The organism is Edaphosphingomonas laterariae, from assembly GCF_900188165.1.
Lineage (GTDB): Bacteria > Pseudomonadota > Alphaproteobacteria > Sphingomonadales > Sphingomonadaceae > Sphingomonas_E > Sphingomonas_E laterariae.
In genome coordinates this window covers 79410-106142 of record NZ_FZOS01000005.1, presented here as the reverse complement: position 1 = coordinate 106142, position 26733 = coordinate 79410, and the positions used below count along the sequence as shown (strand labels likewise).

General features: G+C 65.3%; 32 protein-coding genes and 2 tRNA genes. 17 read left to right on the top strand and 17 right to left on the bottom strand.

From position 1 onward, the window contains the following. The first annotated feature begins 16 nt into the window (after nucleotides 1–16). The 6 genes from nusG to mepK all read left to right on the top strand — a co-directional run bounded on the left by nusG (nucleotide 17) and on the right by mepK (nucleotide 3994). Complete coding sequence (nusG, locus tag CHB74_RS06630; protein ID WP_089218840.1) at nucleotides 17–556, top strand: transcription termination/antitermination protein NusG; 540 nt, start codon at nucleotides 17–19, stop codon at nucleotides 554–556. Nucleotides 557–703: 147 nt separating this feature from the next. Further along, complete coding sequence (rplK, locus tag CHB74_RS06625; RefSeq protein WP_089218839.1) at nucleotides 704–1135, top strand: 50S ribosomal protein L11; 432 nt, start codon at nucleotides 704–706, stop codon at nucleotides 1133–1135. A gap of 3 nt (nucleotides 1136–1138) precedes the next feature. Further along, nucleotides 1139–1843, top strand: coding sequence for a 50S ribosomal protein L1 (rplA, locus tag CHB74_RS06620; protein WP_089218838.1), 705 nt, complete (start codon nucleotides 1139–1141; stop codon nucleotides 1841–1843). A gap of 363 nt (nucleotides 1844–2206) precedes the next feature. Next, on the top strand, nucleotides 2207–2722 hold the full coding sequence (gene rplJ, locus CHB74_RS06615) for a 50S ribosomal protein L10 (protein ID WP_089218837.1): 516 nt from the start codon (nucleotides 2207–2209) through the stop codon (nucleotides 2720–2722). Nucleotides 2723–2781: 59 nt separating this feature from the next. Then, nucleotides 2782–3162: a 50S ribosomal protein L7/L12 gene (gene rplL / locus CHB74_RS06610; RefSeq protein WP_089218836.1), complete on the top strand. Its 381-nt coding sequence runs from the start codon at nucleotides 2782–2784 to the stop codon at nucleotides 3160–3162. Nucleotides 3163–3457: 295 nt separating this feature from the next. After that, nucleotides 3458–3994, top strand: a complete 537-nt coding sequence (gene mepK / locus CHB74_RS06605; protein ID WP_089218934.1) for a peptidoglycan L,D-endopeptidase MepK — start codon at nucleotides 3458–3460, stop codon at nucleotides 3992–3994. Here mepK and thiE read toward each other — a convergent pair whose 3' ends face one another. The 4 genes from thiE to CHB74_RS06585 all read right to left on the bottom strand — a co-directional run bounded on the left by thiE (nucleotide 3995) and on the right by CHB74_RS06585 (nucleotide 6503). Continuing rightward, the gene (gene thiE / locus CHB74_RS06600) at nucleotides 3995–4699 is read right to left on the bottom strand and encodes a thiamine phosphate synthase (RefSeq protein WP_089218835.1); all 705 of its coding nucleotides are present in this window, start codon (nucleotides 4697–4699) and stop codon (nucleotides 3995–3997) included. Beyond that, nucleotides 4696–5073, bottom strand: a complete 378-nt coding sequence (locus CHB74_RS06595; protein ID WP_089218834.1) for a putative quinol monooxygenase — start codon at nucleotides 5071–5073, stop codon at nucleotides 4696–4698. The genes thiE and CHB74_RS06595 overlap by 4 nt, the downstream gene beginning before the upstream one ends. A gap of 14 nt (nucleotides 5074–5087) precedes the next feature. After that, on the bottom strand, nucleotides 5088–6002 hold the full coding sequence (locus tag CHB74_RS06590) for a class I fructose-bisphosphate aldolase (protein ID WP_089218833.1): 915 nt from the start codon (nucleotides 6000–6002) through the stop codon (nucleotides 5088–5090). A gap of 72 nt (nucleotides 6003–6074) precedes the next feature. Then, nucleotides 6075–6503 carry a VOC family protein gene (locus CHB74_RS06585; RefSeq protein ID WP_089218832.1) on the bottom strand — a complete coding sequence of 143 codons (429 nt, stop codon included), beginning with the start codon at nucleotides 6501–6503 and terminating at the stop codon, nucleotides 6075–6077. Between the two features lie 143 nt (nucleotides 6504–6646). Between CHB74_RS06585 and CHB74_RS21580 the strand changes: the two genes are divergently transcribed. Next, the gene (locus CHB74_RS21580) at nucleotides 6647–7213 is read left to right on the top strand and encodes an NMCC_0638 family (lipo)protein (protein WP_144033738.1); all 567 of its coding nucleotides are present in this window, start codon (nucleotides 6647–6649) and stop codon (nucleotides 7211–7213) included. A 273-nt stretch (nucleotides 7214–7486) separates the two neighbouring features. Here the strand turns inward: CHB74_RS21580 and CHB74_RS06580 are convergent, their stop codons facing one another. The 4 genes from CHB74_RS06580 to tkt form a co-directional block, all read right to left on the bottom strand. Next, nucleotides 7487–8677, bottom strand: coding sequence for a phosphoglycerate kinase (locus tag CHB74_RS06580; protein WP_089218831.1), 1191 nt, complete (start codon nucleotides 8675–8677; stop codon nucleotides 7487–7489). Next, nucleotides 8674–9141, bottom strand: coding sequence for an MOSC domain-containing protein (locus CHB74_RS06575; protein ID WP_089218830.1), 468 nt, complete (start codon nucleotides 9139–9141; stop codon nucleotides 8674–8676). Before CHB74_RS06575 ends, CHB74_RS06580 begins: the two co-directional genes overlap by 4 nt. 114 nt (nucleotides 9142–9255) lie before the next feature. After that, nucleotides 9256–10263 (bottom strand): type I glyceraldehyde-3-phosphate dehydrogenase, encoded by a 1008-nt coding sequence (gap, locus tag CHB74_RS06570; protein ID WP_089218829.1) that lies wholly within the window; start codon nucleotides 10261–10263, stop codon nucleotides 9256–9258. 12 nt (nucleotides 10264–10275) lie between these two features. Next, a complete protein-coding gene (gene tkt / locus CHB74_RS06565; RefSeq protein ID WP_089218828.1) occupies nucleotides 10276–12246 on the bottom strand; it encodes a transketolase in 1971 nt (656 codons plus the stop codon). Between the two features lie 183 nt (nucleotides 12247–12429). Here tkt and CHB74_RS06560 point away from each other — a divergent pair, with 183 nt between their 5' ends. The 4 genes from CHB74_RS06560 (at nucleotide 12430) to CHB74_RS06545 (ending at nucleotide 14025) form a co-directional block, all read left to right on the top strand. Then, the gene (locus CHB74_RS06560) at nucleotides 12430–12660 is read left to right on the top strand and encodes a hypothetical protein (protein ID WP_245842684.1); all 231 of its coding nucleotides are present in this window, start codon (nucleotides 12430–12432) and stop codon (nucleotides 12658–12660) included. Continuing rightward, a complete protein-coding gene (locus tag CHB74_RS06555; protein WP_089218826.1) occupies nucleotides 12660–13034 on the top strand; it encodes a cell division protein ZapA in 375 nt (124 codons plus the stop codon). The genes CHB74_RS06560 and CHB74_RS06555 overlap by 1 nt, the downstream gene beginning before the upstream one ends. 212 nt (nucleotides 13035–13246) lie before the next feature. Next, nucleotides 13247–13816 (top strand): 5-formyltetrahydrofolate cyclo-ligase, encoded by a 570-nt coding sequence (locus CHB74_RS06550; RefSeq protein ID WP_089218825.1) that lies wholly within the window; start codon nucleotides 13247–13249, stop codon nucleotides 13814–13816. Continuing rightward, the gene (locus CHB74_RS06545; RefSeq protein WP_089218824.1) at nucleotides 13813–14025 is read left to right on the top strand and encodes a DUF2842 domain-containing protein; all 213 of its coding nucleotides are present in this window, start codon (nucleotides 13813–13815) and stop codon (nucleotides 14023–14025) included. The genes CHB74_RS06550 and CHB74_RS06545 overlap by 4 nt, the downstream gene beginning before the upstream one ends. A 136-nt stretch (nucleotides 14026–14161) precedes the next feature. On the opposite strand, the gene CHB74_RS06540 is transcribed toward CHB74_RS06545, so the two are convergent. The 3 genes from CHB74_RS06540 to CHB74_RS06530 form a co-directional block, all read right to left on the bottom strand. Beyond that, nucleotides 14162–14238, bottom strand: a tRNA-Asp gene (locus CHB74_RS06540). Between the two features lie 47 nt (nucleotides 14239–14285). Next, nucleotides 14286–14362, bottom strand: a tRNA-Asp gene (locus CHB74_RS06535). Between the two features lie 63 nt (nucleotides 14363–14425). Next, nucleotides 14426–15673 carry an AI-2E family transporter gene (locus CHB74_RS06530; protein ID WP_089218823.1) on the bottom strand — a complete coding sequence of 416 codons (1248 nt, stop codon included), beginning with the start codon at nucleotides 15671–15673 and terminating at the stop codon, nucleotides 14426–14428. A 349-nt stretch (nucleotides 15674–16022) separates the two neighbouring features. On the opposite strand from CHB74_RS06530, the gene CHB74_RS06525 reads away from it, so the two are divergent. The 5 genes from CHB74_RS06525 (at nucleotide 16023) to CHB74_RS06505 (ending at nucleotide 19620) form a co-directional block, all read left to right on the top strand. Beyond that, on the top strand, nucleotides 16023–16676 hold the full coding sequence (locus CHB74_RS06525) for a cell wall hydrolase (protein ID WP_089218822.1): 654 nt from the start codon (nucleotides 16023–16025) through the stop codon (nucleotides 16674–16676). Between the two features lie 145 nt (nucleotides 16677–16821). After that, nucleotides 16822–17601, top strand: coding sequence for a phosphoribosylaminoimidazolesuccinocarboxamide synthase (gene purC, locus CHB74_RS06520; protein ID WP_089218821.1), 780 nt, complete (start codon nucleotides 16822–16824; stop codon nucleotides 17599–17601). Nucleotides 17602–17760: 159 nt separating this feature from the next. Next, complete coding sequence (gene purS, locus CHB74_RS06515) at nucleotides 17761–17997, top strand: phosphoribosylformylglycinamidine synthase subunit PurS (RefSeq protein ID WP_010127227.1); 237 nt, start codon at nucleotides 17761–17763, stop codon at nucleotides 17995–17997. Next, nucleotides 17994–18659 carry a phosphoribosylformylglycinamidine synthase subunit PurQ gene (purQ, locus tag CHB74_RS06510; RefSeq protein ID WP_089218820.1) on the top strand — a complete coding sequence of 222 codons (666 nt, stop codon included), beginning with the start codon at nucleotides 17994–17996 and terminating at the stop codon, nucleotides 18657–18659. Before purS ends, purQ begins: the two co-directional genes overlap by 4 nt. 109 nt (nucleotides 18660–18768) lie before the next feature. Continuing rightward, nucleotides 18769–19620 carry a sugar phosphate isomerase/epimerase family protein gene (locus CHB74_RS06505; RefSeq protein ID WP_089218819.1) on the top strand — a complete coding sequence of 284 codons (852 nt, stop codon included), beginning with the start codon at nucleotides 18769–18771 and terminating at the stop codon, nucleotides 19618–19620. On the opposite strand, the gene CHB74_RS06500 is transcribed toward CHB74_RS06505, so the two are convergent. From CHB74_RS06500 to cysD, 5 genes are all read right to left on the bottom strand, one after another. Further along, entirely contained in the window at nucleotides 19615–20562 is a 948-nt protein-coding gene (locus tag CHB74_RS06500) for an SPOR domain-containing protein (protein ID WP_089218818.1), read from the bottom strand. The two genes, CHB74_RS06505 and CHB74_RS06500, sit on opposite strands and share 6 nt — an antisense overlap. Nucleotides 20563–20662: 100 nt before the next feature. After that, the gene (locus tag CHB74_RS06495; protein ID WP_089218817.1) at nucleotides 20663–21532 is read right to left on the bottom strand and encodes a TIGR03619 family F420-dependent LLM class oxidoreductase; all 870 of its coding nucleotides are present in this window, start codon (nucleotides 21530–21532) and stop codon (nucleotides 20663–20665) included. A gap of 125 nt (nucleotides 21533–21657) precedes the next feature. Beyond that, nucleotides 21658–22395, bottom strand: a complete 738-nt coding sequence (locus CHB74_RS06490) for a 3'(2'),5'-bisphosphate nucleotidase CysQ (protein WP_089218816.1) — start codon at nucleotides 22393–22395, stop codon at nucleotides 21658–21660. Continuing rightward, the gene (cysN, locus tag CHB74_RS06485) at nucleotides 22392–24299 is read right to left on the bottom strand and encodes a sulfate adenylyltransferase subunit CysN (protein ID WP_089218815.1); all 1908 of its coding nucleotides are present in this window, start codon (nucleotides 24297–24299) and stop codon (nucleotides 22392–22394) included. Before cysN ends, CHB74_RS06490 begins: the two co-directional genes overlap by 4 nt. Nucleotides 24300–24410: 111 nt before the next feature. Continuing rightward, complete coding sequence (gene cysD, locus CHB74_RS06480) at nucleotides 24411–25337, bottom strand: sulfate adenylyltransferase subunit CysD (protein ID WP_245842682.1); 927 nt, start codon at nucleotides 25335–25337, stop codon at nucleotides 24411–24413. A 219-nt stretch (nucleotides 25338–25556) separates the two neighbouring features. On the opposite strand from cysD, the gene CHB74_RS06475 reads away from it, so the two are divergent. Then, on the top strand, nucleotides 25557–26003 hold the full coding sequence (locus tag CHB74_RS06475) for a nuclear transport factor 2 family protein (RefSeq protein WP_089218813.1): 447 nt from the start codon (nucleotides 25557–25559) through the stop codon (nucleotides 26001–26003). Between the two features lie 91 nt (nucleotides 26004–26094). On the opposite strand, the gene CHB74_RS06470 is transcribed toward CHB74_RS06475, so the two are convergent. Beyond that, nucleotides 26095–26619, bottom strand: a complete 525-nt coding sequence (locus tag CHB74_RS06470; protein WP_089218812.1) for a nuclear transport factor 2 family protein — start codon at nucleotides 26617–26619, stop codon at nucleotides 26095–26097. Nucleotides 26620–26733 lie beyond the last annotated feature (114 nt).

Sequence of the window (26733 nt, the reverse complement as noted above, 5' to 3'; positions counted from 1 at the left end):
GGAACAGGCAAGGCACATGGCGCGCTGGTACATCATCCACGCCTATTCGGGCTTCGAAAACAAGGTGAAGGAGGCGATCCTCGCGGACGCCGCGCGCCTCGGCCTCGAGCAGCTCGTCGAAGCGGTCGAGGTGCCGACCGAAAAGGTGACCGAGGTTCGCCGCGGCAAGAAGGTCACCTCCGACCGCAAATTCTTCCCCGGCTATGTGCTGGCGAAGCTCAGCATGAACGACGACGTCTATCACCTGGTGAAGAATACGCCGAAGGTGACGGGCTTCCTCGGTTCGTCGGGCAAGCCGCAGGCCATCAGCGAGGCGGAAGCCGCGCGCATCCTCAGCACCAAGGAGGAAGCCGCCGCCGCCGCGCCCAAGACCAAGATCAAGGTCGATTTCGAGATCGGCGACAGCGTCAAGGTGCTGGACGGCCCCTTCGCGAGCTTCAACGGCGTCGTCGAGGAACTCGATTTCGAAAAGAACAAGGTCAAGGTGTCGGTGTCGATCTTCGGTCGCGCCACGCCGGTCGAGCTCGATTTCGAACAGGTCGAGCGCGCAAAGTAATTCACCAGTTTCCGGAGCGATCCGGGAAAATGGAAGCATCGCGACACGCGGGAACAGGCTTTCCGCTGCGTGATGCGACCAACATGACCGCGGGAGGCGGCTTCGGCCGCCGCATGAACCGCTAAACTTGGAAGAGAGTGAGAAATCATGGCCAAGAAAATCACTGGCTATATCAAGCTGCAGGTGCCGGCCGGCAAGGCCAACCCCAGCCCGCCGATCGGCCCCGCGCTCGGTCAGCGCGGCGTCAACATCATGGAATTCTGCAAGGCGTTCAACGCGCAGACGCAGGGTGAAGAGCCAGGCACGCCGCTGCCGACGATCATCACCGTCTATGCCGACCGTTCGTTCTCGTTCGTCACGAAGATGCCGCCGGCGACCTATCTGATCAAGAAGGCCGCCAACCTGAAGTCGGGTTCGAAGGAGCCGGGCAAGGTTTCCGCGGGCAAGATCAAGCGCTCGCAGCTGGTCGACATCGCGAACACGAAGATGAAGGACCTGAACGCCAACGATATCGAAGCGGCCACCCGCATCATCGAAGGCTCCGCCCGCGCGATGGGCCTCGAAGTGGTGGAGGGTTAAGACATGTTCGCTCCGAAGAAGCTGACCAAGAAGCAGAAGGCCCTCGTCAACGCGGTTGACGCGACCAAGCTCTACGGCGTCGACGAAGCCATCGCGCTCGCCAAGAAGAACGCCACCGCCAAATTCGACGAGACCATCGAAGTCGCCGTCAACCTGGGCGTCGATCCGCGCCACGCCGACCAGATGGTCCGCGGCGTCGTCACGCTGCCCAAGGGCACCGGCAAGGACGTGCGCGTCGGCGTGTTCGCCCGTGGCGCCAAGGCTGACGAAGCCAAGGCCGCCGGCGCCGAAGTCGTCGGTGCGGAAGACCTGCTCGAAGCCGTCCAGAACGGCAACATCGACTTCGATCGCTGCATCGCCACCCCGGACATGATGGGCCTCGTCGGCCGTCTCGGCAAGGTGCTCGGCCCGAAGGGCCTGATGCCGAACCCGAAGCTCGGCACCGTGACCGTGAACGTCGGCGAAGCCGTGAAGGCGGCCAAGGGCGGCCAGGTGGAATATCGCGTCGAAAAGGCCGGTATCATCCACTCGGGCATCGGCAAGGCGAGCTTCCCGGCCGAAGATCTCCGCGCGAACTTCGACGCGCTCCTCGACGCGCTGGTCAAGTCCAAGCCGTCGGGCGCCAAGGGCAAGTATGTCAAGAAGATCGCCGTGAGCTCCTCGATGGGCCCGGGCATCAAGGTCGACGTCGCGGACGTCGCCGCCTAAGCAATTGCCCCTCCCCTTCGGGGGAGCGGTTAGGGCTGGGCTTTTTCGCGAACATGCGCTAAGGGCCCACCCGCATCGCCCGCCGGACCTCGGTCTGGCGGGCTGTACCGTCCGAGACTGCAGCCGGGCTTCAGCCCTTAATGTTTGACTGCATAGGCGGGGATAGAGTTTTCCGGGCCGGCCGCATCGCGGCTGTCTCCCCGGGTCTGCCAAGGGCTCCATGCCCGGCGTCAGATTACCCTTCCCCTTCGGACTGGCCGGCCGGACTGCGTATCCGTCCGTCGGCTCAATCTCCTGCGTTCCGGCATGCCGGTGCGCGGGGGCCTCGGCGGATGTTCCGTCGGGGCAGTTAAGGAGTAAGGCATGGATCGAGCTCAGAAAGCCGACCTGGTCGCCGAACTGAAGAGCACCTTCACCGAGAGCGGTGTGGTCGTCGTGACCCGCAACCTCGGCCTCACCGTCGCGCAGTCCACTGCGCTGCGGGTGAAGATGCGCGAAGCCGGCGCCAGCTATCGGGTATCGAAGAATACGCTCGCCCGCATTGCCGCCGAGGGCACGCCCTACAGCACGTTGACCGACCTGCTGACGGGCCCGACGGCGCTCTCCACGTCTGCCGATCCGGTGGCGGCCGCCAAGGTCGTCGTCGAATTCGCGAAGACCAACGACAAGTTGGAAATCGTCGGCGGCGCGATGGGCGACACCGTCCTCGACGTGGATGGGGTGAAGGCTCCGGCGATGAGGGCGACCCTGGACGAACTGCGCGCGAAGATCATCGGGCTCGTCAGCGCGCCCGCGACCAAGATCGCCCAGGTGCTTCAGGCGCCCGGCGGCCAGGTCGCTCGCGTTCTTGGCGCTTATGCCGCCAAGGCCGACGCCTGATTTTCGATACCGTTTCACTGACACTGACTGGGGCCACCCGCCCCGCATGGAGACTTTAAATGGCTGACCTTCAGAAGCTTGTTGACGACCTTTCGGCCCTGACCGTTCTCGAAGCCGCGGAGCTCTCGAAGCTCCTCGAAGAGAAGTGGGGCGTTTCGGCCGCTGCGGCCGTTGCCGTTGCCGCTCCGGCCGCCGGTGGCGCCGCCGGTGGCGCTGCCGCCGAAGAAAAGACCGAATTCGACGTGGTCCTCACCGGCGACGGTGGCAAGAAGATCAACGTCATCAAGGAAGTCCGCGCCATCACCGGCCTGGGCCTGACCGAAGCCAAGGCGCTCGTCGAAGGCGCGCCGAAGGCGATCAAGGAAGGCATCGGCAAGGACGAAGCCGAGAAGCTCAAGAAGCAGCTCGAGGAAGCCGGCGCGACCGTCGAACTCAAGTAAGCTTCTTCGCTTCGGCGACGAACAAGAGGGGCGGCGCCTGCGAAGGCGCCGCCCTTTCTTTTTGGCGCGCGCCATGCTTCGGTTCGCGCTTTCGCCTGGATTCGCGCTTTCCATTTGGTTCCGTGGCCGCAGTGATTTTCGGCACAGACGCGCCGCCAAACAGGATGGGCCGTGTTTCCGCCGGGATCGAAGGCACGCCAGGGGATATTTCCTGTCAACCTTTCCGGCCTATGATCCTGCTCGGGACATAAGTCAGAGCGGGTGGAGCATTTTGGCCGAGCATGACGGCGTAATGATGGATCGGCGCGGGTGGCTGGCCGGCGCATTGGCGATCGGCGCAGGCGCCCTCGCGATACCGGGCACCGCGATGGCGAGCATCGGCGAACGCCGCCTCGCCTTCCGCAACGTCCACACCAACGAGAAGATTGACGCGCGCTATTGGGGCGCCACCGGCTTCGACCGCGAGGGCCTGGCCGAGATCGACCACGGCCTGCGCGACTGGCGCACCGGCGACGTGACCGCGATGGACCGCGGCTTGCTCGACCTTCTGGTCGCGCTTCGGGATTCGCTGGGCGTTTCGGGCAACCGATCCTTCGACCTGATTTCAGGCTATCGATCGCCGCACACCAATGCCGCCCTGCGCGCGCGCGGCGGTGGCGGTGTCGCCACCAAGAGCCAGCACATGCTGGGCAAGGCCACCGATATCGCGCTGCCCGGCGTGCGACTGGAAACGGTGCGCAACGCCGCGCTGGCGCTGGGCCGTGGCGGCGTCGGCTATTATCCGCGCGATGGCTTCGTCCACGTCGATACGGGCCGCGTCCGCCGCTGGTGATCAGTCGGCGGCAAGCACCGCCGCGAACTTGCCCACCGCCGCCGCCGGCCCGTCGGGATCGTTCCACACCGCGCCGCAGACCGCGAGGAAATCGGCACCCGCATCCACCAGCGGCTTCGCATTGGCCGGCGTGATCCCGCCGATCGCGACGCAGGGTATGCCCGTCACCGTGGACCACCAGCCGAGGATCGACGGATCGGGCTGGTGCTGCACCTCCTTGGTATCGGTGGGGTAGAAGGCTCCGAAGGCCACATAATCGGCCCCCGCCTCCCCCGCTTCCATCGCCAGATGCCGGCTGTCATGGCAGGTGACGCCAATCTGGGCGTCGCGGCCCAATTGTTCACGCGCGTCGCGCGCATCGCCGTCATCCTGGCCGAGATGGACGCCATCGGCCTTCAGCCGCTTCGCAAGGCCGATGGAATCGTTGACGATGAACGCCACCTCGCGTTCCGCGCAGATCGCCTGCAGGGGCGGCGCGAGCGCGGCGATGGCATGGTCGTCGATGCCCTTCAGGCGCAGCTGGAAAGCGGCCACGGGGCCCGCATCCAGCGCTTCCGCCAGCTTCGCGGCAAAGCCCGCGTCGATCTTCGGCGGCGAGATCAGGTAAAGCTGGCAGGCGGGCTTGTCCTCATGCTCGAAACGGTCCGCGAAATGCGGGTCGAGCGCGAGGTCTTCCGCGTCGAAATCATGTTCGGGTTCGTTCATTTCAGCCCATGTCCGCCAATCGGCCGGGTCACGCGGCCATTATCCATTCCCGCGATCAGCGGCCGTGCCTTGCCGATCGCCGCCTGCACCCCCGGCAGGGCGAGCGACGCCTTGTGGCTCGCCTCGCTGTCCCACGCCTCGGTGATCCAGATCGCGTTCGCATCGTCGGGATCTTCCGCGACGATGTAACTCAAGCATCCCGGCATATCGGCCACCCCGTCGAGCAGGATGGCGACGAGCGCGTCGCGCTGGCCGGGTTTCGCCAGCATCCGGCCGATCAGCCCATATTTGGGCTGGCCAGCCGGCGCGGCGCCCGCAGCGGTGCCCAGCACCGCCGCGGCGGCTGTTCCGGCGATGAATGCGCGTCGCTCCATCGCCGGCGCCTTTCTTATTCCTCGCCCTTGTAGATGCGGACGAGCTTGTCGAGCATCGCCAGTGCTTCGCCACGTTCGCGCTGGAACGTGTTGCGGCCGATGATCGAACCGTTGCCGCCGCCGTCGCGAATGTCGAGCGCGTCCTGATAGACCGCGTCCGCACCCTTGGCCGCGCCGCCCGAGAAGACGACGATGCGACGGCCGTTGAAGCAGGCCTTCACGACATGCTTCACGCGGTCCGACTGCTTCGACCAGTCAGTGCCGGCATAGGCCTTCTTGGCGTCTTCCTGTTCGATATGGTCGCTGGGCAGCTTCACCTTGATGATGTGCGCGCCGAGCAGCGCCGCCATGTGCGCGGCATAGGCGCCGACGTCGAGCGCCAGTTCGCCCGACTTGGGCAGCTTGCCACCACGCGGATAGGACCACAGCACGGTGGCGATGCCGACCGACTTGGCTTCCGCCGACATTTCCTTGATTTCTTCCATCATGTCGAAGCAGTCGTCGCTGCCCGGATAGATGGTGAAGCCGATGGCCGAGCAGCCGAGGCGCAGCGCATCTTCGACGCTGCCGGTGAGCGCCTGGTTCGCGCCGCCAGCCCAGCTGTTCGAGCTGTTGACCTTCAGGATGGTCGGGATCTGGCCGGCGAAGGTGTCGGCGCCCGCTTCGAGCATGCCGAGCGGCGCGGCATAAGCCGACAGGCCGGCGTCGATGGCGAGCTGGTAGTGATAGTGCGGGTCGTAAGCCGGTTCGTTGACCGAGAAGCTGCGCGCCGGGCCATGTTCGAAACCCTGGTCGACCGGCAGGATGATCAGCTTGCCGGTGCCGCCGAGACGGCCCTGCGTGAGGATGCGGGCGAGATTGGCCTTAACGCCGGGATTGTCGCTCTCATATTTGTCGAGAATGGCTTTGACGGTCGGCGTGAAGGTCATCGGAATCGGCTCCCTGATTGATGTTCGCGCGGTCCCTATCCGAAATTGTCCGGCGGGACAAAGGCAGCGTGGTCAAATGCTGTCCCGAATGCGGCCAGATGGCCAGGGCGGGCCTTTGAGTTCGAGCATATTGCCTTCGGGATCCGCCAGATAGATCGATGGCCCCTCCCCCTCCGCGCCATAGCGCGACGCGATTTCGGCGGTGATGCCGTGGCGGCCAAGATGGGCCAGAATCGCATCGTCATCCCATGGGCTGACGCGGAAGCAGACATGGTCCATGTTGCGCCCTTCCGCACCCGGCGGTGCGCCGCCCATCGCGCCCAGCTGGCCGGTGACGGGCACAAGATCGATCAGCGCGGTCCCGACGCGGAGCTGCCACAGGCCGATCTCCGCCTGCACCTTCTCCACTGCGGCGCCCAGCACCTCGGTATAAAAGCGGATCATCCGATCGAGATCGACGACCCGCAGGACGACATGATCGATGGCCTGAATATGGATCATCGGGATGTTCTAGGCCGGGCAGCGCGCGGCGACAATTGCGACGCCACACCGGCCGTCATGCCAATCACCGTTCACCCGCTTCCTGATGTATTGACCGCGCCAACGATCAACATGCTAGGATACCGAAACATTTATCTCGGGGGATGAGCGTGAAACCTTGCAGGATTGTCCTTGGACTGATTTCAACCATAATCGCTGTTCCATCAGCTCAAGCTCAAAGCCCCGATCCCAGAGCGACTGATAGTGTTCAATTCTTTGCTACCTTCTGTGTGGGGTCGGCCGGAACGCGCGACCGGGCGTTGACGGTCCTCGGCAATGGAAACGAGTTAGCCCGACGCTTACCCGATGATGTTGTACGGCAGGCGCAGGGTGGCCTCGACGGCGGCGTGGGATGGACGGTTCGTAGCCCCAATAATGCTGAACTGATGCTTGATTATACGGCGAGTGGGATTTGCGGCCTGCGCATTCGGGAAGCCGATGAAACCTCAGTACGCGACGCGTTTGAAGCGGTGATGAAAGGTGTTGCAAAGGGCGCCGGGGCTGAGCTTACTTCGGAAAAACCTGAAGTACGCCAAGTAGATGGCGCCCGCACGATCTATAAAGCGTACTCGTTTCCCATGGGTGTGCGCACCGCACATTTTGGACTCACGACTGCTGACCGTCCCGTTGGCGCGCAACAGCACTTCATGACGTTTGGCTTTGTACAATAGGTCGGCTGTGACCGCTGTCTTTAGCGGACGGGATCGATTGTCGAGATCGCCAGATTATGGGCGATGACCAGCATTTGCCCTTTGCAACTCTAGAGCGCGCCGTTCACGCTCCGTAACGTTCCCGTCATGCCAGCGAAGGCTGGCATCTTTTTGCTTCCGGGGGTGGCAGGAGGCAGGGCGATCCCAGCTTTCGCTGGGTTGACGTTGTAGGCGGCGGTGGCGCGCGCTTTGCCCGCTACCTCCCCGAGCATGCCCGGGGAGGATAAGGGCGGATCAGCCCAGCGCCTTCACGCCCGGCAGTTCCTTGCCTTCCATCCATTCGAGGAAGGCGCCGCCGGCGGTGGAGACAAAGGTGAATTCAGCCGCGACGCCGGCATGGTTGAGCGCGGCGACCGTATCGCCGCCGCCGGCGACCGAGACGAGCTGGCCGGCGGTGGTGAGCGCGGCGGCCGTCTTGGCGAGCGCCACCGTGGCGGTGTCGAAAGGCGCGATTTCGAAGGCGCCCATCGGGCCGTTCCAGACCAGCGTCTTGCAGGTCTTGAGCGCATCGCCCAGCGCCTCGACCGCCGCCGGGCCGACATCGAGGATCATCTCATCCGCCGCGACTTCGTGCACGTTGACGGTGCGGACCGGCGGGTTGGCGCGGAATTCCCTGGCGACGACCACGTCATAAGGAAGGTGGACGATGCAGTTCGCCTTGTCGGCCGCGTCGAGGATTTCGAGCGCGGTGTCCTTCAGGTCATGCTCGCACAGCGACTTGCCCACATCCACGCCGCGCGCGGCGAGGAAGGTGTTGGCCATGCCGCCGCCGATGATGAGGTGATCGACCTTGGCGACCATCTGCTTGAGCACATCGAGCTTGGTCGACACCTTGGCGCCGCCGACCACCGCCGCGACGGGGTGTTCGGGGCTGCCCAGCGCCTTGTCGAGCGCGACCAGTTCGGCTTCCATCGAGCGGCCGGCAAAGGCCGGAAGCGCGTGGGCGAGCCCTTCGGTCGAGGCGTGGGCGCGGTGCGCGGCGGAGAAAGCATCGTTGACGTAGAGATCGCCGAGCTTCGCCATTTCGGCGACGAGCGCGGGATCGTTCTTTTCCTCGCCCTTGTGGAAGCGGGTATTTTCCAGAACCGCGATCTGGCCGGGCTGGAGCGCGTTCACCGCCGCAAGCGCGGCATCGCCGACGCAATCGTCGATGAAGGCGACATCGCGGCCGAGCACGGCGGCGAGCGGGCCGGTGACGACCGAAAGCGACATATCCGCCTTCCGCTCACCCTTGGGGCGGCCGAAATGGGCGAGGACGAGGACAATCGCGCCCTTGTCCGCCAGTTCGGCCAGCGTGGGCGCGGCGGCGCGCAGGCGGGTGTCGTCGGTGACCTTCGCGCCGTCCATCGGAACGTTCAGATCCTCGCGGACGAGCACGCGCTTGCCCCGGATTTCGCCAATGTCGTCGAGCGTCTTGAAGGTCATGGGTGTTCGATCCTCACTTCATCGCCAATGGCGAGATCGCCATCGGCCAGCACCCGCGCCGTGATGCCGCCGCGCCAGTCCGGCGTCAGCGCGTCTTTCAGGCCGGGTGCGATTTCATCCATGCGGCTGCACGGATCACATTCGCCGGTGATTTCGAGAACGACGCCGCCGGCGAAGACCAGGCGAGCGCCGGGCTGCTGCGGCAGATCCACGCCATCGACGATCAGATTGGCGCGGCGCACCGACCAGTGGAGATCGTCGCGGCGAAGGAGCGACAGGGCCTTGTCCCACGCCGCGCGGGTGATCACCGTCACCTGCCGCTTGCCGGTGCCGCCAGGCTTGCGCCGGCCGCGATGATCGCCGGCGATGCCGCCGTCGAGCGTCACCGAAACGCGATCGGCCGTCTCCATCGGCCCGCGCGGCCGATCATGCCGCGCGATACCGAGAAGACGGCCGGTCGTCATTTTCCCTTCCCCGTCACCCCGGCGAAAGCCGGGGCCCCAATCGGCGAGAGCGCGCCCTTGCCGCAAGAGATGCCGGCCTGCGCCGGCATGACGAATGGGGTGGTTTCCGCCAACTTAGATCAGCTTGCCGATCGCGCCGGCAGTGTCGACCATGCGGTTCGAGAAACCCCATTCATTGTCGTACCAGGACACGACACGGACGAGCTTGCCTTCGAGCACGGTGGTTTCAAGGCTGTCGACCGTCGACGAGGCCGGATTGTGGTTGAGATCGATCGAGACCAGCGGCTCATCGGTGAAAGCCAGAACGCCCTTGAGCGCGCCTTCCGAGGCGGCCTTGAGGATCGAATTGACCTCTTCCTTGGTCGTGTCGCGCTTCGGCGTGAAGGTGAGGTCGACGAGCGAGACGTTCGGCGTCGGAACGCGGATCGCCGAACCGTCGAGCTTGCCCTTCAGTTCGGGAAGCACTTCGCCCACGGCGCGCGCGGCGCCCGTGGTGGTCGGGATCATCGACATGCCAGCGGCACGCGCACGACGCGGATCGCTGTGGATCTGATCAAGGATCTTCTGATCGTTGGTATAAGCGTGGACCGTGGTCATCAGGCCGCGCTCGATGCCGATCGAATCGTTCATCACCTTCGCGACGGGCGCGAGGCAGTTGGTGGTGCACGACGCGTTCGAGACGATCACATGATCGGCGGTCAGCTTGTCGTGGTTGACGCCATAGACGACGGTCAGGTCGACGCCCTTGGCCGGCGCCGAGATCAGCACGCGCTTGGCGCCCGCGTCGAGATGCTTCTGCGCGCTTTCACGATCGGTGAAGAAGCCCGTGCACTCGAGCGCGATATCAACACCCAGATCCTTGTGCGGCAGGTTCGCGGGATCGCGCTCGGCGGTGACGCGGATGCGCTTGCCGTCGACGAGGATGTCGTTGCCGTCGACCTCGACGGTGCCCGGATAGGCGCCGTGGACCGAATCGCGCTTGAACAGCATCGCGTTAAACTTGGCGTCCGCGAGGTCGTTGATCGCGACCAGCTCGAGCCCGCTGTCCGCACGTTCCAGGATCGCCCGCGCGACAAGGCGACCGATGCGCCCGAACCCGTTGATCGCTACCTTCACCGCCATGGTCTAGTCTCCTCAGTTGCCGTTCAGCGCCGCAAGAACCTTGGGCGCGATCGCGTCGGGCGTGAGCCCGAAATGCCGGTAAAGATCCGGCGCCGGGGCGGACGCCCCGAATCCATCGATGCCGAAACGCAGGCCATCCAGCCCGACATAGCGTTCCCAGCCGATCGTCGTGCCGGCTTCGATCGAAACCTTTAGCACGCCCGCCGGCAGAACATCGGCCTTATAGGCGCCGGGCTGCGCATCAAAGCGCGACCAGCAGGGCATCGACACGACATCGGCGCCGATCCCTTCGGCTTCCAGCTTGTCGGCGACGCCGAGCGCGATTTCGACTTCCGAGCCGCTGGCGACCAGCACGACCTTGCGGGCGGCGGTGGCGGCGCGGAGGCGATAGGCGCCCTTGGCCGAGAGATTTTCGTCCGCCGAGGTGCGCACCTGCGGCAGGTTCTGGCGGCTGAGCGCCAGCATCGACGGGCCGTCGGTCTTTTCGATCGAGAGCGCCCAGCACTCCGCCGTCTCGACCGCATCGGCCGGACGATAGAGATCGAGATTGGGCATGACGCGCAGCGACATCAGGTGCTCGATCGGCTGGTGCGTCGGGCCGTCTTCGCCAAGGCCGATCGAATCATGCGTCATCACATAGATCGCGCGGACCTGCTGGAGCGCCGACAGGCGGATCGCCGGGCGGCAATAATCGGAAAAGACCAGGAAGGTGCCGCCATAGGGGATGACGCCGCCGTGCAGCGCCATGCCGTTCATCGCGGCGCCCATGCCGAATTCGCGGATGCCGTAATAGATGTAGCGGCCCGAATAATCGTCCGCCGTCAGCGGCGCCTGGACCTTGGTCTTGGTGTTGTTGGAACCGGTGAGATCGGCCGAACCGCCCACCATTTCAGGGATCGCGGCGGTCAGCGCCTGCAGCGCGTCTTCCGATGCCTTGCGGGTAGCGACCTTCTTGGGATCGGCGAGCAGCGCGGCGATATGTTCGGCGGCAGCGGCGTTCACCGGCAGCGTGCCGGCCATGCGGCGGCTGAATTCGGCGCCCTGCGGATGCGCGGCGACGCGCTTTTCCCATTCGGCGCGGACCGAAGCGCCACGCTGGCCGGCTTCGGCCCAGGCGGCGGCGATGTCCGCCGGGATTTCGAACGGCGCCGACGTCCAGCCGAGCGTCGCGCGGGCGGCGGCGATTTCATCCCCGCCCAGCGGCGAACCGTGCGTGGCCGACGTGCCCTGCTTGTTGGGCGCGCCATAGCCGATGATCGTGCGGCAGGCGATCAGCGACGGGCGCGGATCGGCCAGCGCCTCATCGATCGCGCGCTTGACGTCGGCGGCGCCATGGCCGTCGCACGCCACGGTGTGCCAGCCCGACGCATCGTAGCGGCCGAGCACATTTTCCGACGAGGACAGATCGACCGAACCGTCGATCGTGATCTTGTTGTCGTCCCACAGCACGATCAGGCGGCCGAGCTTGAGATGGCCGGCCAGGCCCACCGCTTCGTGGTTGATGCCTTCCATCAGGCAGCCGTCGCCCGCGATCACCCAGGTGCGGTGATCGACGAGATCGTCGCCGAAGCTGGCGTTGAGGTGACGTTCGGCGATCGCCATGCCGACGGCGGTGGCGAAGCCCGAACCGAGCGGCCCGGTGGTCGCTTCGACGCCCGCCAGCTCGAAATTCTCGGGGTGGCCGGCGCAGGGGCTGCCGAGCTGACGGAAGTTGCGGATGTCTTCCATCGTCGGGCGCGCATAGCCGGTGAGGTTGAGCAGCGCGTAGATCAGCATCGAGCCGTGGCCCGCCGACAGCACGAAGCGATCGCGATCCGCCCACTTCGGATTCTTCGGATCATGCTTCAGATAATCGGTGAACAGCACGGTGGCGGCATCGGCCATGCCCATCGGCATGCCAGGATGGCCCGAATTCGCGGCCTGAACGGCGTCCATCGACAGCGCGCGGACCGCGTTGGCGAGTTGCTTCGGGGCGACAGTCATGGGCAAGCCTTATGATCAAGCGGAATGGAAACCGCGACGACCGCGGCGACTCAATTTGGGATCGCGCGTCCCTTTGTCGCGCGCAGCACCAATCGTCAACCGCAGCGACCCTCGGCAAGCCCCCCATGTCGCATCATGTCGCATCATATTGCCGCCCCGCCCAGCCATGCTATGCGTGCCATGATGACTGACGAGCGCCTGATCTCGACCATCGAACGCATCGAACGTGCCCTGGTCCGCCTGGAAAGCCGGAACGGCGCCAGATCCGCCGGCGATCCCGCCGTGGTGGAGGCGCTGGGCCAGTTGCAGGTGCGTTACGACCGGCTGGCCGAACGCGAACAGCGGCTGCGCGAGCGGGCGACCGCCGCGCTGGACCGGTTGACCGCGCTGATCGATCAGCAGAAGGCAGGCTGATGGCGGAAGTTCATCTTGAGATCGGCGGACGCCGATATGCGCTCGCATGTCGCGACGGCGAGGAGGCGCATTTCCACGACCTCGCCGGGATCATCGACGGCAAGATGGCGCAGGCCGCCCAGGCGGTCGGCGGCCTCAACGAAGTCCGCCAGTTCCTGTTCGCGTCATTGCTGCTGGCCGACGAGCTGGAGGAGGCGCGGCGCGCCCGCAGCGCGGCACCCAGGCCGGCCGCGCCGGCCCCCACCCCGGCGCCCCCGGCCCAGCCAATGCTCGACCCCGCGATCATCGGCGCGCTCGAACATCTTGCCCAGCGGCTGGAGGCTTTGGCGGGAAGTGCCGATCCCGGGGTTGAGGGCGCGCCCCCGACGCCCTAGATAGGCAGGCGGCGGGCACTGCCCGGTACGAGCCTTGTGAACATCCCTGAGGCGATTCATCATCCAAGGGAGCTGTCCCTGTCCGGACCCTGGTCCAAAACACACGGCCCCCACCTGACGTTTACGGCGTCAGAGGATATTCCGGAAAACGGCCATGGTGGTCCCGCCAACCCGCCTGGCACCCATGCCCATTGCGAAAGGCGAATCACGCGATGAAGGCCGGCCTGCGCCAGCGCCTGCGCGCCCGCCGCCGCGACTTCGTGGCGCGGATGAATGCCGCCGGGACGATTAGCGAAGCCGCCGAAGCGATGGCCGCACGCGTGATCGCGCAACGGGGCGAGGCCCGGACCATCGCCACTTACTGGCCCGCCGGATCGGAAGCCGATTCGCGCCCCGCCATGCTGGCGCTGCACGCACGCGGATGCGTGGTGGCCCTGCCCCATGTCACCAGCCCCGACCAGCCGATGACATTCCATCGCTGGCAACCCGGCGACACGCTGCATTCGGGCGCGCACGGCCTGCTCCAGCCCGCGACCGACACCGCGCCAATTGAGGATTTCGATCTGATCCTGACGCCGCTTCTGGGGTTCGACCGGCGGCTGATGCGGCTCGGCCAGGGCGCCGGCTATTATGACCGGCTGTTCGCCCGGCTGCCGCATATCCGGCGAATCGGGCTTGCATGGTCCGTCCAGGAAGTGGAGGAGGCGCCCGCCGACCCGTGGGACGTGCCGTTGCACGGGGTGGCGACCGAACTGGAATGGATCGAAGCGGAGCCCCGATGAACCCGAGCTGGCGCAAACCCGTTGGCATGTTCCTGATCATGGCGCTGATCGCCCTGTGGGCCGTCGTCGTGGTCACGATCGTCGAGCTGCTGTCCGCGCCCGAGTGGATCAACATGATCCTCTACGTCATCGCCGGCTTTGCCTGGCTGTGGGTGTTGCCGATGAAGCGGCTGCTGCGCTGGATGGAACTCGGCGTCTGGCGCGACTGAGCGGTTGGACGCATTCCAATCAGGCGCGATCCGATCGGACACGATGAGTGCCCGGCCGAAACATCGACCGCCAATCTTAGCGATGGTGATTTTATGGGAGCGATTTTGTGGGAGAAGGCGCCCTCCCCGTAGGGAGTGGCGCGAGTGACGGGGCTCGAACCCGCGACCTCCGGCGTGACAGGCCGGCGCTCTAACCAACTGAGCTACACCCGCACAAAATGCGATGCTCATCCATTCGAAAACCATTCCCGGACAGGGAATGGCGCGAGTGACGGGGCTCGAACCCGCGACCTCCGGCGTGACAGGCCGGCGCTCTAACCAACTGAGCTACACCCGCATCGAAGCGATGAGGCGCGCTCCCTAGAACCGCCCCGGATAGCTGTCAACAGCCATCGGCCGATTATTGTGGAGAACCCTGCCCGCCGGTGCGCGCTGCCTCCACCGCAGCCTCCACTTCCTCATGGTGGCCGGTCGTCAGCGTGCCTTCCTCGAACAGGAAGCCGGCAATGTCGGGCTTGCCCGCCGCATCGAGGATGGTCTTGAGGATGATCAGCAGCGGCACCGCCAGCAGCGCCCCGGTGGTGCCCCACACCCAGCCCCAATAGCTGAGCGCGATCAGGATCAACAGCGGGTTGATCGTCAACCGGCGGCCGACCAGCATCGGCGTGATCACATTCGCCTCGATCAGGTGGATCGCGACGAAGATCGCAGCGGGCGCCAGCCCCACCCAGACGTCCGGATAGGTCATCAGCCCGCCGGCGGCGAGCAGCAGCGCCGCCGCGATCGGGCCGAGATAGGGAATATAATTGAGCACCGCGACGATGCCGCCCCACATCATCGGCGTTTCCATGCCGATGGCCCACAAGGCGATCGCCACCAGCGTGCCGAGACCGATATTGATGATCGTGATCGTGCCCAGATAGGCCGAGGTCGAATCGACCATTTCCTGAATCACGCGCGCGGTGCGCATCGCGCTGGAAAAGCTGGACCGGCTCTGGATGATCCGGCGGCGCATTCGCGTCCACCCGGACAGGAAGAAGAAGACGACCAGGATCGCGAAGAACATCTGGATCGCCGCATAAGGCGCCGACGAGGCGACGATCTCCAGCAGCGAGTTGGGCGTCTGGACAGCGACGGTGGTGGACGCCACCGGCTTGCGCGCGAAGGTTTGGACGAGATCGTCGATGAAGCGTTCGAGATTCGAATAGATTTCGATCAGCGGCGAAAGATTGGCACGGATCTGGCCGGCGCGTTCGGGCAGGCGCGCGAACCAGTCGCTTGCCGGCACCACGATCAGCGCCACCGCGACATTGGCGATCGTCAGAAAGAAAGCGAGGCAGCTGAACGCGGCGAGCGGGGATGGCACGCGCCGCCGTTCCAGCCATTCAAGCAGCGGCACCAGCGCGATCGCGACGACCAGCGCGGCGGTGACCGGCAGGAAGAATTCCGCCCCCATGCGCAGCGCAAAGGGCATGCCGAGGAACAGCCCTGCCCCGCTGATCAGCGCGATCGCGGCGAGCAGCCGATCGCGCCGGAAGGAGGATTCGGCATTTTCCGCCATCGCGCCATCCAGCACCTCCTCGATCACCTCATCGAGGGCGGGAAGGCGGTGGGCATTGTCTCCGGCCATGTTTGACTGCTCGTTCATCACTTACGCTTCATTAAGATTCAGCATTATAGATGGATGGCAATCGTGGCGAGATTACGCTTGCCCGATTCGGTCGTTCCGCACCCGTTGCGTGAACGGTGGACGCACAAAAATCTGTGATCGTTCCCACAATTGCCATCGGGCCACCCCGCGAGCGTAACGACTCGTCGTGCGATATTTGACTCCCGACGGCGACGAGTCGATGGGACTCCCCGATCCGGTCGCTGCGGGGGTCGCGACTATCTGTCTCCCAACCCCGCTGCTCGACAAGACGTGAAAGTACGGCCGCGCCCAGGTGTTTTTGAGTTTGGGGGCGTGGACGGCTTTTGCGCATTTGATAGAGTTCTTGATGTCGCTGCGACTTAACCGCCGCAACCTTGCAGTTTCTGCTGCTGTCGCTCTGGCGACGGCTGTTCCGGCCACCTTCGGTTTCGCTTCCGAAACCTCGCTGGCCGCTACGATTTCCGCAGCGTTTCCCGCTGATACCGCCAACCTCGCCGATGCCCCCGCCGTTGCGGATGCGGCCGTCGAGACGGCTTCCGCCACGATCGTCGCGGAAGGCCCTGGCGAAGCGGTCGAGGCGCCCGTCCTTCCGCTGAAGACCCCCGCCGTCGCTGTTGCCGCCGCCGATCCGATCGACGAGGCCGAGCTCGACTGCATGGCCAAGGTGGTCCACCACGAAGCCGGCAACCAGTCGCGCGATGGCCAGCTTGCCGTCGCCCAGCTGATCATGAACCGCCTTGAATCGGGTCGCTTCGCCGATTCCGTGTGCGCCGTGGTCAACCAGCGTGGCCAGTTCTTCAACACCCACGCTTATAATCCGAAGCGCACCACCGCGATGTGGCAGAGCGCCGTTGACGTGTCGCGCGAAGCGATGGTCGGCACCACCGCCGACGTCGTGCCGGGCGCCCTGTTCTACCACGCGACCTATATCGCCCCGCCCCGCTTCTTCCGCACGCGCCAGCGCGCGGGCGTGCTGGGCGACCATATCTTCTACCGCTGATCCATAGCCCCAAGGGGGCGCCAGCGGCTTTGTTGCCACCGGCACCCCCTTGGGCTATAGGGCCATCCGTCCGCCTCGGCTGCGCGTCGCATGAGACGCCGCGTCCGGGGCGCTCTTTCTTTTTAACGCCCGGGAGCCCGCGCCCATGTCCCGCCGCCGCCAGATCTACGAAGGCAAGGCCAAGATCCTTTACGAGGGCCCCGAGCCCGGCACGCTGATCCAGTATTTCAAGGATGACGCGACCGCCTTCAATGCCCAGAAGAAGGGCACGATCTCGGGCAAGGGCGTGCTCAACAACCGCATTTCCGAGCATGTGTTCACGCTGCTCGGCCAGATCGGCGTGCCGACGCACTTCATCCGCCGGCTCAACATGCGCGAGCAGCTGATCCGCCAGGTCGAAATCGTGCCGATCGAAGTGGTGGTGCGCAACGTCGCCGCCGGTTCGATCAGCAAGCGCCTCGGCATCGAGGAAGGCACGCAGCTGCCCCGCACCGTCATCGAATATTATTACAAGGACGATGCGCTCGGCGATCCGCTGATCACCGACGAGCATATCGCCTGCTTCGGCTGGGCGAGCCAGGAGGAGATGCACGACATCGCCGACCTCGCCATCCGCGTGAACGATTTCATGTCGGGCCTGTTCGCCGGCGTCGGCATCCGTCTGGTCGACTTCAAGCTCGAGTTCGGCCGGATCTGGGACAATGACTTCAGCCGCATCATCCTGGCCGACGAGATCAGCCCGGACGGCTGCCGCCTGTGGGACATGAATTCGGGCGAGAAGCTCGACAAGGATCGCTTCCGCCGCGATCTCGGCGGCGAAGTGGAAGCCTATCAGGAAGTCGCCCGCCGGCTTGGCCTGCTTCCCGAAGGCGACACCACGGTGCTCGACCTCGAAAAGCATCGCAAGAATCGCGAGAAGAAGTAAGCACTTGGGCATGGGCGGCCGCGTGCCGCTCATGCCCGAGCGGTTTCAGCCAGATGCCGCGTCGGGGGCGAATCCGCCCAGGCGATCAAGGTCAAGGTTGAAAGCACGGGCCGACCGGCGCATATGCCCGGCCATCCAATCATCATCGGGCTGAATCGCATGAAGGCGCGCGTCTACGTCACCCTCAAGAACGGCGTTCTCGATCCGCAGGGTCGCGCCATCCACCACGCGCTGGAAGGCCTCGGCTTTTCGGGCGTCGAGGATGTCCGCGCCGGCAAGCTGATCGAACTGTCGCTGGCCGAAGGCACCAGCGATGCGGACATCGAAGCGATGTGCCGCAAGCTGCTGGCCAACACCGTGATCGAGAATTTCCGGATCGAACGGATCGCGGCATGAAGAGCGCGGTCATCGTCTTTCCGGGATCGAATTGCGACCGCGATCTGGCGGTGGCGATTCGCGAGGTCACGGGCGAGGCCCCCGCGATGGTGTGGCATCGCGAAACCGAACTGCCCGACGGCATCGGCCTGATCGGCGTTCCCGGCGGCTTTTCCTATGGCGACTATCTGCGTTCCGGCGCGATGGCCGCGCGCAGCCCCGTGATGCGGGCGGTGGCCGATGCCGCCGCGCGCGGCGTGGCGGTGCTGGGCATCTGCAACGGCTTCCAGGTTCTCACCGAAGCCGGCCTGCTGCCCGGTGCGCTGATGCGCAATGCCGGGCTGAACTTCGTCTGCCGCGATGTCGCGCTGACGGTGGGCACAAGCCAGTCGGCCTTCACCTCGCGCTATGACGCGGGCGAGGAAATCCGCATCCCGGTGGCGCATCATGACGGCAACTACACCGCCGACGAAGCGACGCTCGATCGCCTGGAAGGCGAAGGCCGCGTGGCCTTCCGCTATGGCGAACAGGTGAACGGTTCGGCCCGCAACATCGCCGGCGTGCTCAACGATGCCGGCAATGTGCTGGGCATGATGCCGCACCCCGAGCGGATGATCGAGGCGGCACACGGCCGCACCGATGGCCGCCGGCTGTTCGAAGGGCTGGTCGCCGCGATCGCCTGACGGCAGGTATGGGCGGCCCGGTGCGGCCGCCCCGCCACCATCACTGCTTGCCTGAATCGATAAACGCCACACCCTTGTCCGTGGCCGCGCCGCATCCTCTTATGCCGGGATGGAGAGCGAAAATATCAGGCTGATCGCCTGCCACTGGACGATCGCCGGCAACCAGCACCCGGTGCGATCCAACGGGATCAGCCCCCATTCCCTGCCCGAGCGCATGGCCGCCGTGGCGCGCGCGGGCTTTACCGGCATGGGCTTTCTGCAAAGCGACATCCCCCACCTGCTGACCCGGCACAAGGTGGCGGAGATTGCGCGGATGCTGGCCGATCACGGCCTGAACGACATCGAGGTCGAATGCCTTGGCGACTGGTTTGCGACCGGTGAGCGCCGCCGTGTATCCGACGAACAGCGCCGGCTGCTGATCGAATTCGGCAGCGCGATCGGCGCGCGCCACATGAAATTGATGGGGCCGATCGGCGAAAGCGTGGAAACCGCGCGGCTGGCCGACAGCTTTGCCGGCGTGTGCGCCGATGCGGCGGGATCGGGCATCGCCATCGGCATCGAGATGCTGCCCTTTTCCGACATCGCCACGCCCGAACGGACGCTGGAAATCGTGGGCGATACGCCGGCCGGCGGCATCTATCTGGACATCTGGCATGTGCGCCACGGCGATGTCAGCGACGCGCAGCTCCGCTCGATCCCGGTGGAGCGGATCATCGGCATCGAGATCAACGATGCGATCCCCAACCCCGCCAAATCCATGTTCGACGCCACCGTCGACGATCGCCTGCCGCCCGGCGAAGGCCAGATGGACCCGGCCGGTTTCGTCCGGCTGATCCGCGAGATCGGCTATGCCGGGCCGATCGGCGTGGAGATCATCGCCGATGCCCAGCGCGCCCTGCCTCTCGATGAGGCGGTGACCCGCGCCTACCGCGCTTCGGCGGCATGCGCCGGGCGGTCATGACGGCACGGGCAGGCAATCGAAATCGGCGGCGGCGGCGGCAGCGCACAGCCGGATAGCGGATGCCCGGTCGCTGAGCGGGCCGACCTGCACGCGGACCAGCGCCTTGCCGGGCACCGGCTGATATTGCGGGCGGAAGCCGTTCACCCCGGCCAGCCGCGCATGAATCTTCGCCCAGGCCTGTTCCGCCGCCGCCTGCCCCGAAAAGGCGCCGAGCTGGATGCGCCATGCGGACGGACCCGCCATCGCAGCGGCGGTGCGTGAGGCGGGTGCGGCAGACGCGAAGGCCAGCGGCGCGGCGCTTGTCGCGGCCGGCGTGGCCACCGTGCGCGGCCCCTTCTCCCACGCTGCCAGTTCGACCTGATAGCCCGCATAAGCGCGATAGAATTGATCGAACGGCGCGCTGAGGCGGGGCAGCGCCGCCACCGCGAAGTCGGCAAAGCCCGCTGCGGGCGCGGCCCGCGCCTCCGTCGCCACCTGCCGGGCGACCGCGCAGAAACCTGCCTGCGCCGGTGGCTGCGCGAAGAAATTGTAGAGCTGGGTCATGTGCCGATCGAGCGCGGCATGGCCCCCATCCTTGTGGGCGCCGGTTTCGGCCTTGTAGGCGGTGTTGAAGACCGCCTTTCGCTGGCCGAGCAGGGCATTGTAATCGGCGACCAGCTGCGCGTTGCCGGCGCCGACGCAGCTCAATGCGGCGACGTTGAGCGCGGACCGGACATGCCAGATCGCCTCGTCACGGCCGACGCCATCGTTGATCGTGCGATAGCTGCCATCGGCATTGCGCGGCGGCAGCACGATATTGACGGCGGCCCCACCGGGCGGCACGGGCCGGGGCACCGGCTGCGCCGTCACGGGCGGCGGCGGTGGCTGGCGCGTGCCACAACCCGCGACCAGCGCCAACGCGCCGATCGCCCCTGCCGTCCACCCGATACGCTGCCACTGCATGCCCAATCCCCCACCTATGCCGGCGAATCTGCCGCAGATGGGCTGGAAGGACAAAGCGACGCGCGCCCGTCCGTGCCGTGCGCGCGCCGGATTCCGCCAATCAGGCGAAGGGCTTGATGAATTCCCTGGCGAACGCCTCCATCACCCGCTTCTTCTCGTCGATCGTCGAACGCGGGCCGATCGTCATCATGAACGGATAGGCAACCGTGCCGTCGACGCCCTGTTCGTGCAGGCGCTTCAGTTCGTCCACCGTGACGGGCCGGGTGAAGGGCAGGATGATCTCGAACGGCAGGTGCCCCCTGCCCGCTTCCTCGCGCAGCCGCTTGAGCGTCGCGACCAGCGCGGGGGCCTCCTCCGGCGCATCGCCGCCGCCAACCCAGCCGTCGCCGAGCCGCGCCGCACGCTTCCACGCCACGTCGCCCGAGCCGCCGATAAAGATCGGCACCTCATAGCCCGGCATCGGCTCCAGCCGGACGGGATCGAAATCGTAGAATTCGCCATGATGCTCGACCGCACCGCCGCGCCACAGCTTGCGCGTCACCTCGATCGCCTCGTCCAGCCGCGCGCCACGCTTCTCGAACGGCACGCCGGCGGCGTCGAACTCTTCCTTCATCCAGCCGGGCGCCACGCCGATCACCGCGCGGTTGCCCGACAGCAGCGCCAGCGTGCCGGTGGCCTTGGCGGTGACGATCGGGTGCCGGGTCGCCATGGTGTAGATGGCGGAGGCAAAGCGCAGCTTCGTGGTGACGGCGGCCTGCGCCGCCATCGTCACCCACATGTCGGGATAATCCCAGTCGGTCGGCATCGGCGGCACGCCGTCCGGCGACATCGGGTATCGGCTGCGGATGACATCGGGAAAGCAGAAATGATCGCCGTGCATGACGCCTTCGAAGCCCAGCTCCTCGGCGAAACGTGCGCACTCGATCTGCTGGTCGGTCTCCATCCAGCTCAGATTCTGCCAAAATTTCATTATTCGTCGCTCCATTAAGAAACGTCATCCTGACGCAAGTCGGGATCCATTGCCGCTACCTTTGCTTGTCATTTCAAGCGTAGCGTTTCTGGATCCCGACTTTCGTCGGGATGACGTTCAGGAGCTCAAGCCGGCGTCACTTCGCGGATCAGGCCGAGCACCTGCTCCGCATATTGCGGCGGGCAGATCAGCAGGTCGGGCAGATAGACGTCCGCCTGGTTGTAGACGAGCGGGCTGCCGTCGATGCGGCTGACATGGAAACCGGCCGCCTGCGCCACCGCGACGGGGGCGCAGCTATCCCACTCATACTGGCCGCCCGAATGGAGATAGATCTCCGCCTCGCCACGGACGACCGCCATCGCCTTGGCGCCGGCCGAACCCATCGGCACCAGTTCGGCGCCCAGCTTTTCGGCCACCGCCACCGCTTCCGCGGCAGGGCGGGTGCGGCTGACCAGCATGCGCAGCTTGCCTTCCGCCGCCGCCGCATCGAGCTTGCGTTCGGTGCAGAGCGTCAGCGGAATGCCGGGCAGCGCCACGGCCCCGATTTCCGCCCGGCCGTTGATGGCGAGCGCGATGTGGACCGCCCAGTCGGTGCGCGCCTCACCATATTCGCGCGTGCCATCGAGCGGGTCGACGATCCACACGCGTTCCCGATTGAGGCGATCGGAATTATCCTTCTCCTCTTCGGACAGCACGGCATCATCGGGGCGCTGTTCGGCCAGCGCCGCCATGATGAAGGCGTTGGCCACGCGGTCCCCCGCCTTGCCCAGCGCCTTGCCTTCGAAAAGGCCCGACTTCTGGAGCGTGACGAGGATCTGACCGGCGGTTTCCGCGATGTGGCGGGCGAGTTCGACGTCCGTCACTTCAGCAACTCCTCGACGATGAGGTCGGCCGCCTGTTCGGGCGTCATCTTCGTCGTGTCGATGCGGATTTCCGGGTTGGTCGGCGCTTCATAGGGGCTGTCGATGCCCGTGAAGTTGGCCAGTTCGCCCGAACGCGCCTTCTTGTAGAGGCCCTTCACGTCGCGCGCCTCGGCCTCGGCCAGCGGCGTATCGATGTGGACTTCCAGGAACTCGCCCGACTTCATCATGTCGCGCACCATCTGCCGCTCCTGACGGAAGGGCGAGATGAAGGCGGTGATGACGATCAGGCCGGCGTCGGTCATCAGCTTCGCCACTTCGCCGACGCGGCGGATATTTTCCACGCGATCGGCATCGGTGAAGCCGAGATCCTTGTTCAGCCCGTGGCGCACATTATCGCCGTCGAGCAGGAAGGTGTGCCGGTTCATCCGGTGCAGCTTCTTTTCGACCAGATTGGCGATCGTCGACTTGCCGGCACCCGACAGCCCCGTGAACCACAGCACGGCCGGCTTCTGGTTCTTGAGGTTCGAATGCGCATCGCGGCTGATGTCGAGCGCCTGCCAGTGGACGTTCTGCGCGCGCCGCAGCGAGAAGTGCAGCATGCCCGCCGCCACGGTGGCGTTGGTCAGCTTGTCGATCAGGATGAAGCCGCCGAGATCGCGATCCTGCTCATAGGGCTCGAACACCAGCTGGCGATCGGTCGACAGGTTGGCGACGCCGATGGCGTTCAGATCCAGCGTCTTGGCCGCCAGATGCTCCATCGTGTTGACGTTGACCTGATATTTCGGCGCCTGGATGTTCGCGGTCACGGTCTGCGTGCCGAGCTTCAGCCAATAAGGCCGGCCGGGCAGCATTTCCTCATCCGCCATCCACACGATCGTCGCTTCGAACTGGTCGGCCGCCTGCGGCGGCGTATCCGCGATCGAGAGCACGTCCCCGCGGGAGCAATCCACCTCGTCCGCGAGGCAGATCGTGACCGACTGGCCGGCGACCGCCTGATCGAGATCGCCATCCATGGTGACGATGCGGCTGACCGTGGAGGTCTTGCCCGACGGCAGGACGCGCACGGCATCGCCCGGCTTCACCGTGCCGGTGGCGACCAGGCCCGAAAAGCCACGGAAATCGAGGTTCGGGCGATTCACCCACTGCACCGGCATGCGGAACGGCTTGGCCTGATCGGTGGTGACGTCGAGCTCGACCGTCTCGAGATGTTCGATCAGCGCCGGGCCCTTGTACCAGGGCGTGTTCGGCGACGGGCCGGTGATATTGTCGCCCTTGAAGCCGGAAATCGGCATGGCGACGAAATCCTCGATCCCGATCGAGGTCGCGAACACGCGATAATCCTCGACGATCGCTTCATACTGCGCCTGATCATAATCGATCAGGTCCATCTTGTTGACGGCGAGCACGATGTTGCGGATGCCGATCAGGTGCGCGAGGTAGCTGTGCCGCCGCGTCTGCGTGAGCACGCCCTTGCGCGCGTCGATCAGGATCACGGCGAGGTCGGCGGTCGACGCGCCCGTCACCATGTTGCGCGTATATTGTTCATGCCCCGGCGTATCGGCGACGATGAACTTGCGCTTGTCGGTCGCGAAGAAGCGATAGGCGACGTCGATGGTGATGCCCTGTTCGCGTTCGGCGGCGAGGCCGTCGACGAGCAGCGCGAAATCGATTTCCTGCCCCTGCGTGCCGACGCGCTTGGAATCCGCCTCGAGCGCCGCAAGCTGATCCTCGAAGATCATCTTGGAATCGTAAAGCAGGCGGCCGATCAGGGTCGACTTGCCGTCGTCCACCGATCCGCAGGTGATGAAGCGCAGCAGGCTCTTGTGCTGATGCTGGACGAGATAGGCGTCGATATCCTCGGCGATGAGGGCATCGGCCTTGTAGGAGCTTTCATTGGTCGTCATGGTTCAATCCCGTCATCCCAGCGCAAGCTGGGATCTCTTGCGGTTGAGAGCATGCTCTCGGGGAGGGAGATCCTGACCTTCGTCAGGCTGACGCATGGCTGCCGCCGTGCGTCAGAAATACCCCTCCTGCTTCTTCTTCTCCATGCTGGCGGCCTGATCATGGTCGATCGCGCGGCCCTGACGTTCCGACGTCGTGGTCAGCAGCATTTCCTGGATCACTTCCGGCAGCGTCTTCGCCTCGCTCTCCACCGCGCCCGTCAGCGGGTAGCAGCCGAGCGTGCGGAAGCGGATCGACTTCATCACGGGCACTTCGCCCGGCTTCAGCGGGAAACGATCGTCATCGACCATCAGGGTCAGCCCGTCGCGCTGCACCGTGGGGCGCGGCGCCGAGAAATAGAGCGGAACGATCGGGATATTTTCGAGGTGGATATACTGCCAGATGTCCAGCTCGGTCCAATTCGAGATCGGGAAGACGCGGATGCTTTCGCCCTTGGCCTTCTTGGCGTTGTAGAGGCGCCAGAGTTCGGGACGCTGGTTCTTCGGATCCCAGCGATGGTTGGCCGAACGGAAGGAGAAGATGCGCTCCTTGGCGCGGCTCTTTTCCTCGTCACGGCGCGCGCCGCCAAAGGCCGCGTCGAAGCCGAACTTGTCGAGCGCCTGCTTCAGACCTTCGGTCTTCCACATGTCGGTGTGGAGCGAGCCATGGTCGAACGGGTTGATCCCGCGCTCCTGCGCTTCCGGGTTGTGGTGGACGAGCAGCTCCATGCCGCTTTCCTTCGCCATCCGGTCGCGAAGCTCGTACATCGCCTTGAACTTCCACGTCGTATCGACGTGAAGCAGCGGAAACGGCGGCGGCGACGGATAGAAGGCCTTGCGGGCCAGATGCAGCATCACGGCCGAATCCTTGCCGACCGAATAAAGCATCACGGGCTTTTCGACCTCGGACACCACTTCGCGCAGGATATGGATCGATTCCGCCTCCAGACGCTGAAGATGCGTCAGGTTCACGCCGGCGGTGGCGCTGGGATTGTCGCTCACTCTCTCTCGCTCTTTTCTGCCTTGTCGCGGCGGGCACCAGCCCACCGATCCCTACGCCACCAAGGTGAGGTAACCGCCGGAATGCGGCAAGGCCGGGGACTTCATCCTGAATGCCGCCCCTTTCGCCTGCGCGCCATAAAGCGATTCTTGGGGCGAATGCGGGCTTTTCCATCAACCGGGCCACGGCCAGACTGGCCCCGGATACGAAAGGGAGAGGCCATGGACGCGATCGAAAAGCTGCTCGCGATCGAAGAGATCAAGGCGCTCAAGGCGCGTTACTTCCGCTGCATGGACATGAAGGACTGGGCCGGGCTGCGCGCGGTGTTCACCGCCGATCTGCACGCCGATTTCCGCGAAGGCAGCGATCCGCCGCTGGAGGACGCCGTTACCGACGGCGCCGACCCCTATATCGCGATGCTGAGCCCGATCCTGGCGGACATCACCACCGTCCACCACGGCCATATGCCGGAAATCGAAATCCTCTCGCCCACCACCGCGCGCGGCATCTGGGCGATGGAGGACAAATTATGGGTGAAGCCGGGCGCGCCGGTGCCCTACGGCTTCCTGCACGGCTATGGCCATTACCACGAAACCTATCGGCGCGAGGCCGATGGCTGGAAGATCGCGACGGTGAAGCTCACCCGGCTGAAGATCGACATCGCTTAAACCATGTCATCCCATCGCAGGCTGGGATCTCTTTGCCTTGACCGTAACGCCAGAAGGAGGGAGATCCCAGCCTGCGCTGGGATGACGGAACTCAGGCGCCCTGCAGCTTGGCGATGATGCGCTGCTTCATCGGCACCACCCATTCGGCCTTGAGCTGCGGGGAAAGCAGGCCGGCGGCCTCCAGTTCGTCGCACAGCACCATCTGGTGGCCGATGTCGAACATGTCGAACTGGCGGATGAACTTGCCGTCGCCGCCATAAGTGATGAACGACACGCCCGGCGTTTCATAATAGCTGCCGTCGGGCCGCGTGCCGGGGCCGCGATTCTTCCAGTGGGTGATGATGCTGTCGCCGTTGACCGCATAGTCGACGATCGGGAAGGTCCACCCGGCCCAGCCGGAGCCGACCTCCATGTCGCGGCCATAATGGGTGCGGCGGATCTCCTCGCGCCCATTGGCCGTCACCGGCATCACCCCGCCATATTCGCAGATATAGACGCAGTCCTGGTGGTAGAATTCGTCGGCCAGCCAGCTCCAGCTGTTGCGCCGTTCGCATTCCTTGAAGGCTTCGATCAGCCGTTCGACCGTGCCGGCGACTTCGTCATGGGGATGGGCCATTTCCGTGCTCCTGAATGCTTTGGCCGAAGCCTAGCGCGCACCGGCCGCCATGGCTCCACCCCCTGCCCCGCTTGGTGGCCATGCCGGCACATAAAGGCCCGATCTGTCGGCCGT